Raw genomic sequence first — 7,341 nt, 5'->3', positions numbered from 1 at the left:
AGGTTTATGCTTGACGACGATAGCGAGTGGGCACCACCTGATTCCATCCCGAACTCAGAAGTGAAACTGCTCAGCGCCGATGGTAGTGTGGCGTTTCGCCATGTGAGAGTAGGACATCGTCAAGCGCTTATTGGAAGCCCTGGTACATCGTGCCAGGGCTTTTTACTTTTTAGGGATAACGCGTAAAAAAGCTGGCTGTTTACTAAGCTGAAATGACATAGGGCTTAGATAATCGTTAGGGATGCTCAGCTGGTTTCGTTCACCTGTCTTCTTTCTTTGTTTTACGCTTAAAATAAAGTCTGGGATATTTCATCAACAACTGTCGTAACAATACTGACATGTGTATTGGAGATGGCTATTAATGAAACGCTTACACTCTCTGGTACTTAGTACTTCAATTCTATGTTTTCCTCTCATTTCTCAAGCAGATGATACCAAGCAGGTATATATCTATAACTGGAGTGATTATATAGCTGAAGATACTTTACAGAACTTTGAAAAGAAGACAGGTATCAAGGCTCAATATGATGTCTTTGATAGTAATGAAATTCTGGAAGCAAAGTTGCTATCAGGTAAGACAGGCTATGATGTTGTGGTACCTTCTCATGACTTTTTGAGGGTACAGATTAGGGCTGGAGCCTTTCAACCACTTGATAAAAGCAAGCTCCCAAATTTGAAAAATCTTGATAGTGATATGATGAAGGAGATATCTGCGACTATTGATCCAGATAATAAGTTTGCTATTCCTTACTTGTTAGCTACGACTGGCTTTGGCTATAACCCTGAAAAGGTAAAAGCAGTATTGGGTGATGATGCCCCTGTTAAAAGCTGGCGTTTACTGTTAGATGAAAAGAACTTAGCTAAGCTTAAGTCTTGTGGTGTAGCATTTTTAGATGCACCAACGGAAGTATTTCCTATAGTTTTAAACTATTTGGGTAAAAATCCAAATACTCAGAACCTAAATGATTACAAAGAAGCTGTTAAGCTGCTTGAAAAATTAAGCCCTCATGTGACTTATTTTCATTCTTCAAAATATATTTCTGATTTAGCTAATGGGGATATATGTGTAGCTATTGGCTGGTCAGGTGATATGTATCAAGCCGCAGACCGAGCTGCTGAAGCCAAGAATGGCATTAACATCAGGTACAATATTCCGGAAGAGGGAGCGCCAATTTCCTTTGATATGTTGGCAATTCCAAAGGATGCTACACATTCAGAAGCTGCTCACGCATTCCTTAACTACTTAATGGAACCAAAGGTTATTGCAAATATTACTAATTACGTTAAGTATGCAAATCCAAATGTAGAGTCAAAGTCATTTATTGATGCTGATATTTTAAAGGATCCTGGTATCTATCCTACAGAAAAAGCAAAGCGTAAATTATTTACCTTTGGTGAGCGTTCTAAGAGTGTCCAGCGCTTTATAAATAGGGCTTGGACACGTATTAAAACAGGTAAATAGTTACCACTGAAAGAGTAAGGGCTTGGTTTATAAAAAAGCTTAGCCCTATTTTTATGTTGTACTGTTATTGATTGATTCGATTTCGAATGGAAGCTAGGGCATCTTTTCCTGCGGCTTGTTTAATTTCCTGACTTAACTCCTCACCAAAGCCTATTCGAATAACATCTTCACTTGGAAGCTCCTCAAGGAAGCGGCTAGGAGTAGTTTCTATTTGTTCACCAAACTGCTTGCGCTGCCCAGCCAATGTCATAGTTAATGCCTTTCGAGCACGTGTAATACCAACATAAGTTAAGCGACGTTCTTCTTCTATGTTATTTTCTTCAATACTGCTTCTGTGGGGGAGCAAATCTTCTTCCATGCCAATCATAAAGACATAAGGATACTCAAGTCCTTTTGAGGCATGAAGAGTCATGAGCTGAACACGGTCACTATCATCCTCTTGCTCTTGTCGCTCGAGCATATCTCTTAATACAAGCTTGCCAATGGCTGTTTTAATGTCAGCCTCTACATCATCCTCTTCATCTGTCACTTTTAATGACTTTTCAAGGGAATCGACCAGAGTCCAGACATTGCTCATGCGCTTGTCTGCAACACCTTCGCTACTACTGTTTTGACGTAGCCAGTTATGATAATCCAGATCATGAATCATGTCTTTGATAGCAGTAACGGGGTCTTCTTGATGACATTGTTGGGTTATCTTCTGCATCCAGTGAGTAAATCGCTGTAACTTTTCAAGAAAACGTTCATCAAGGTGACTGCTTAAACCGAACTCATTACAAGCAGCAAAAAGACTGATATGCCGTTGGGATGCGTAGTTTCCTAACTTTTCTAAAGTTGTTGGACCAATTTCCCGGCGAGGTACATTTATGACGCGTAAGAATGCGTTATCGTCATCCGGATTAATAACTAGCCGAAGATAGGCCATGATATCTTTTACTTCCGACCGAGAGAAAAAGGAGGTGCCGCCTGATATAAAGTAGGGAATTTGATGGTGCTGTAATTTTAACTCAAGCAGTTTTGCTTGATGATTGCCTCGATATAAGATGGCATAGTCTTTGAATTTGGTATTCTGCTTTAACTTATGAGTAATAATTTCTGCCGCAACTCGCTCAGCTTCAACTTCTTCATTTCGGCAACGAATAACACGAATTTCGTCGCCCATACCAAAGTCGCTCCAAAGACGCTTCTCAAAAACGTGAGGATTATTGGCAATGACGGTATTGGCTGCTTTAAGAATACGGCTGGTTGAGCGGTAGTTTTGTTCTAGCTTAATGACATTCAGACTAGGGTAGTCATCCTTGAGTAACGCCATATTTTCTGGGCGTGCCCCTCGCCAGGCATAAATTGACTGATCATCATCACCTACTACAGTGAATGCTGCTCTTGCGCCAACCAACTGCTTTACAAGTAAGTATTGTGAGGCATTAGTGTCTTGGTATTCATCCACTAGCAGGTAGCGGATTTTGTTCTGCCATTTATCAAGAACGGTAGGGTTTTCAGAAAAAAGCTTCACCGGCAGTAAAATGAGGTCATCAAAGTCAACAGCATTGTAGGCTTTCAATGTGCGTATATAGTGCTGATAGATTGTAGCAATAACTTCTGCTTCTTCGTCTTTTGCGTGACTAATTGCTTGATCGGCAGAGATGAGATCATTTTTCCAGTTTGAAATGGTATGTTGGATTAAATCAATTTTATCCATTCCTTCGCTGTAGTGCTTTTCACTGAGCTCTTTGAGTAATGCTTTGACATCCTGCTCATCAAAAATTGAAAAGCCTGGTTTGTAGCCAAGTGTTTTATGTTCACGGCGAATGATGTTTAGGCCCAGATTATGAAAGGTCGAAACGGTAAGTCCTCTAGCGGTTTTACCACTGACGAGCTGACCAACCCGTTCTTTCATCTCACGTGCAGCCTTGTTAGTGAAAGTAACCGCAACAACATGTTTAGCTTTTAAGCCGCATGTCTCAATCAAGTAAGCAATTTTTTGGGTAATAACGCTTGTTTTACCACTCCCAGCCCCAGCTAAGACAAGTAAAGGTGAGTCAATATATTTTACAGCTTCTTCTTGTCTGGGATTAAGTCTACGCACAGATTTTGGGCTCCTTTGACTAACAAATAGCTGTGTATTTTAGCAAATTGAATCCTGGCCGCGAATGGATTTTTGGCAGCTTTTGCTTTCTAAGTTTCAAGAAGTGAAGGCAGGTACTTTACGACTAGCTGGCATAGCAAGCTATTACAAAGTGGTTAAAGTACACTTTTGACGCTAGTTATATGCCAATCAAACCACTGATTAGTGACTTTTACTCAAAAAATAAAAACTGGGAAATGATATCAATTTACATGATCATTGATTTGGTATAAGAACGATAGCTCTGTTCGAACTGACAAAATAGGTCAAGTTTATTGATAAGTTGTTTGAGATTATTTGGTGGATTTTCATTGATTGTGTGATCATATACGGCAATAAAGTTGGCGCGATGACCAAGTGTATACTGGAGGACCGACATTCGTGGCAGGTCAGCAAAATGAGGGGCAACCCAAATTATATTTAATAGATAAAAAAATTACTGAGAAAAGCTACTTGGTATCGTTGCTAAAAGAAAATGATTCACATCTTTTTTTAAAGGTAAATCACCTTACATCTCTTGTCGAAATGGAAACGTTGGAAGGTTGCCGGGGGGATAGGCTTGTCATCTTGCTTGCTGAAGAGTTTATGGACGAGTACCCAGGCTTATTGGAAGTATTAAGCTGTGACTACCCTGTTCTACTGTTAGTAGACTCAATTTCGGCAGATAAATATAAGCGGATAGTCAAGAAAGGCGCAGCTTATTATGTGTTGCGTAAAAGCTATAACAAAGAACAGTTAAAAACACTATTAAAGCTAGCTGAAGAACAGTATGCACAAACACATTCTTCTTCTGGTATTGATACATTAACGGGGTTAGCCAGCCGTCGTACTTTTACCCAGCGATTGAATAATATGTTGCTCGATAACCACTATAATAAGCCTCCTGCGTTATTATTGATTGATTTAGATGGCTTTAAAAAAGTAAATGAGTGGTTAGGGTATCAGGCAGGAGATCAGTTAATATGTGATGTTGCGCAACGGCTAAAGCGGCTGTTTCCTATACATGAACATATTGCACGGATAGGGGATAATGAATATGGCGTCGTTATTGATAATATTGGTCAGACGGCAGAGCTGGTGCATACTGTTAAAGAGTTACTAAAAGTATTGGCCAACCCATTTATTATTTCTGGACACCAATTAACAATAGGTTGCAGTATAGGTATTGCTCTGGCTGTGGATGGTCCTAGAAATGTTGACTCCTTAATTCATAATGCCACCCTTGCGTTAAAGCAAGCTAAACAGCAACTAGGAAGCAGTTACAGTTTTTATTCCCATGATTTGAATACTCATGCAAAGCAGCGTTATTGCTTGGAAACAGAACTACGTCAAGCTATAAAGCAAAAGGAATTCCAATTACTTTATCAACCAAGAATTGATACCACAACAGGCAAGCTGTGTGGTGTTGAAGGTTTACTCCGCTGGTTTCATCCTCTACGTGGCTTATTATTACCTAGTGATTTTATACCTTTAGCGGAAGAGACAGGGCTTATTGTTCCTTTGGGGCACTGGGTTATCTATCAGTCTTGTTATGATCTATTAAAGTTAATCGACGTTTGTGGTGAACAGGTCAGTATGGCGATTAACTTATCATTTCAACAATTTAAAGATGCCAGGTTATTTACAGTGATTTCTCATGCTTTGGAAAAGTTTGATGTGCCTCCGCAATGTTTGGAGTTTGAACTCACTGAAACAGCCATGATGCAAGATGAAGCAGCAGTTGCTGCGGCAATGAGTGCACTAGGAAAGCTGGGTATTACATTTTCACTTGATGACTTCGGTACAGGTTTTTCGTCATTTGCACATATACAACAGTTGCCGATATCAACCTTAAAAATTGATCGAAGTTTTATTTGTAAGATTAATTCAAATACTGATGATGCAGTAATAGTTCAGGCAATTACTAACTTAGCGCATAATTTGAATTTAAGTGTTGTGGCGGAGGGTGTCGAAAACCAGGCTCAAGTTGATGTACTGACCAAAATGGGTTGTGATCAGCTTCAGGGTTTTTTTTACAGCCCTCCAGTACCCATTACCACATTTTGCGAACGTAGTACTGATGAGTTAGTAGGTTGTATAGTTTAACTCTTTTACATTGAAACGGTACGATCCAGTTTTCGATAGCCTAAAGCTTCTGTGATATGACTCACTTGTAACTGTTCACTCTCCATTAAGTCAGCAATACTACGAGATACTCGCAATATTCTATGATAAGCCCGAGCAGATAAGCCCAGCTTTTTCAAGGCATTATTAAGCAAGTGCTGAGCATCTCCAGTAAGCGAACAATATTGCTCTATTTCTTTTGCACTTAGCTCGTTGTTCGCCTTTCCTTGTCGGTTTATTTGTAGCTCTCTTGCTTTTATTACACGTTGCTGAACCTGTGAACTACTTTCTACATTTAGTTGTGAAGCACGTTGAGTAAGCAAACTATCTGGCAATGCGGCAACCTCAATATGCATATCAATTCTATCCAGTAATGGGCCAGAGAGTTTACGACGATAGCGGCTTATTTGTTGAGCAGTACAGCGGCATGCTTGACGACTATCACCCAGGTATCCACAGGGACAAGGGTTCATTGCTGCAACCAGCTGGAACCTGGCAGGATAAGTCACCTGTCGGCTAGCACGAGAAATCACTATTTCTCCTGACTCCATTGGTTCACGCAGGACTTCTAATACCCTTCGGTCGTATTCTGGTAGCTCATCAAGAAATAAAACGCCATGGTGAGCTAACGATATTTCTCCTGGTTTGGGGCTACTGCCTCCACCCACCATAGCTATCGCAGATGCCGTGTGATGTGGTGCTCGAAAACTTCTATTTAGCCACTCGGTAATAGGTCGAGGTTTTTGAGAGATTGAGTTAACTGCTGCGACTTCCAGTGCTTCTTTTTCTGTTAAGGGAGGCATAATGCTTGGCAATCTGCTGGCTAGCATGGTTTTTCCTGTTCCAGGAGGTCCAAAAAACAGGAGGTTGTGGCCACCAGCGGCGGCTATTTCAAGAGCACGTTTTGCCTGAGGTTGTCCTTTTACCTCTGCAATATCACAGGAGGTCTTTGATTGAGTAAGTGTATAGCTTGCAGTACTTGCAGTAAATGGTGTAATCACCTCGTCATCCTGCAAGTGTTGGCAAAGCTGGTTTAAGCTGTTAATGCCTAACAAAGTACAGTTTTTAACAAGACTGGCTTCTGCACAGTTTTCTTCAGGAATGACAAGTTTTCGATTGCTGAGCTGGCACTGAACGGCTGCGGGTAAAATACCTTTGACGGGGCGAACCTTTCCAGATAAAGCAAGCTCACCAATAAATTCATAATCTACCAGTTTGGCTGGGGCAATTTGTCCTGAGGCAGCTAAGATACCTAAAGCAATAGCTAGGTCAAAGCGGCTGCCTTCTTTTGGAAGATCGGCCGGCGCTAAATTAATAGTGATACGCTTGGCAGGAAATTCAAAGTGCGTATTTAAAAGGGCACTGCGCACGCGGTCTTTACTTTCTTTAACCGCTGTTTCTGGTAAGCCCACGATAGCCAAGCCAGGTAGGCCATTTGAAAGGTGGGCTTCAACTGTAACAAGAGGGGCATTAATACCAAACTGAGCACGTGTATACACAACAGCCAGAGACATAAATCATCCTTGCAGGCTCACTAATAAAGAGGAGGGTAGTTTAAATTTTGTACAGTGAGACTGCTAATAGGAGGATGAAAGACTGTGAACTCGTAAAATAGCCACAAAAAAATGTGAATTAGTGGCTGTTTGAGAGA

At 40.8% G+C, this 7,341-nt stretch carries 4 protein-coding genes and 1 rRNA gene; 3 read left to right on the top strand and 2 right to left on the bottom strand.

The window, feature by feature from the left end; all coding sequences use genetic code 11:
• Positions 1-9 precede the first annotated feature (9 nt).
• Together rrf and KHS79_RS20550 are read left to right on the top strand one after the other, a co-directional pair.
• A 5S ribosomal RNA gene (gene rrf, locus KHS79_RS20555) occupies positions 10-125 on the top strand.
• Between the two features lie 236 nt (positions 126-361).
• Positions 362-1,462, top strand: a complete 1,101-nt coding sequence (locus KHS79_RS20550) for an extracellular solute-binding protein (RefSeq protein ID WP_212721461.1) — start codon at positions 362-364, stop codon at positions 1,460-1,462.
• Between the two features lie 64 nt (positions 1,463-1,526).
• On the opposite strand, the gene rep is transcribed toward KHS79_RS20550, so the two are convergent.
• The gene (rep, locus tag KHS79_RS20545; RefSeq protein WP_094785575.1) at positions 1,527-3,548 is read right to left on the bottom strand and encodes a DNA helicase Rep; all 2,022 of its coding nucleotides are present in this window, start codon (positions 3,546-3,548) and stop codon (positions 1,527-1,529) included.
• Positions 3,549-3,968: 420 nt separating this feature from the next.
• Between rep and KHS79_RS20540 the strand changes: the two genes are divergently transcribed.
• On the top strand, positions 3,969-5,672 hold the full coding sequence (locus tag KHS79_RS20540; RefSeq protein ID WP_212721459.1) for a putative bifunctional diguanylate cyclase/phosphodiesterase: 1,704 nt from the start codon (positions 3,969-3,971) through the stop codon (positions 5,670-5,672).
• A gap of 5 nt (positions 5,673-5,677) precedes the next feature.
• Here KHS79_RS20540 and KHS79_RS20535 read toward each other — a convergent pair whose 3' ends face one another.
• On the bottom strand, positions 5,678-7,204 hold the full coding sequence (locus KHS79_RS20535; protein ID WP_212721455.1) for a YifB family Mg chelatase-like AAA ATPase: 1,527 nt from the start codon (positions 7,202-7,204) through the stop codon (positions 5,678-5,680).
• Positions 7,205-7,341 lie beyond the last annotated feature (137 nt).

The organism is Zooshikella ganghwensis (assembly GCF_018263875.1).
In the GTDB taxonomy this organism is placed as follows: Bacteria; Pseudomonadota; Gammaproteobacteria; order Pseudomonadales; family Zooshikellaceae; genus Zooshikella; species Zooshikella ganghwensis.
Note: the sequence above shows the minus strand (reverse complement) of the source record. Positions and strands in the feature narration are given on the sequence as shown.

Coding starts and splice junctions, on each gene's coding strand:
- KHS79_RS20550 (WP_212721461.1), top strand. CDS start 362: ATGAAACGCTTACACTCTCTGGTACTTAGTACTTCAATTCTATGTTTT.
- KHS79_RS20535 (WP_212721455.1), bottom strand. CDS start 7,204: ATGTCTCTGGCTGTTGTGTATACACGTGCTCAGTTTGGTATTAATGCC.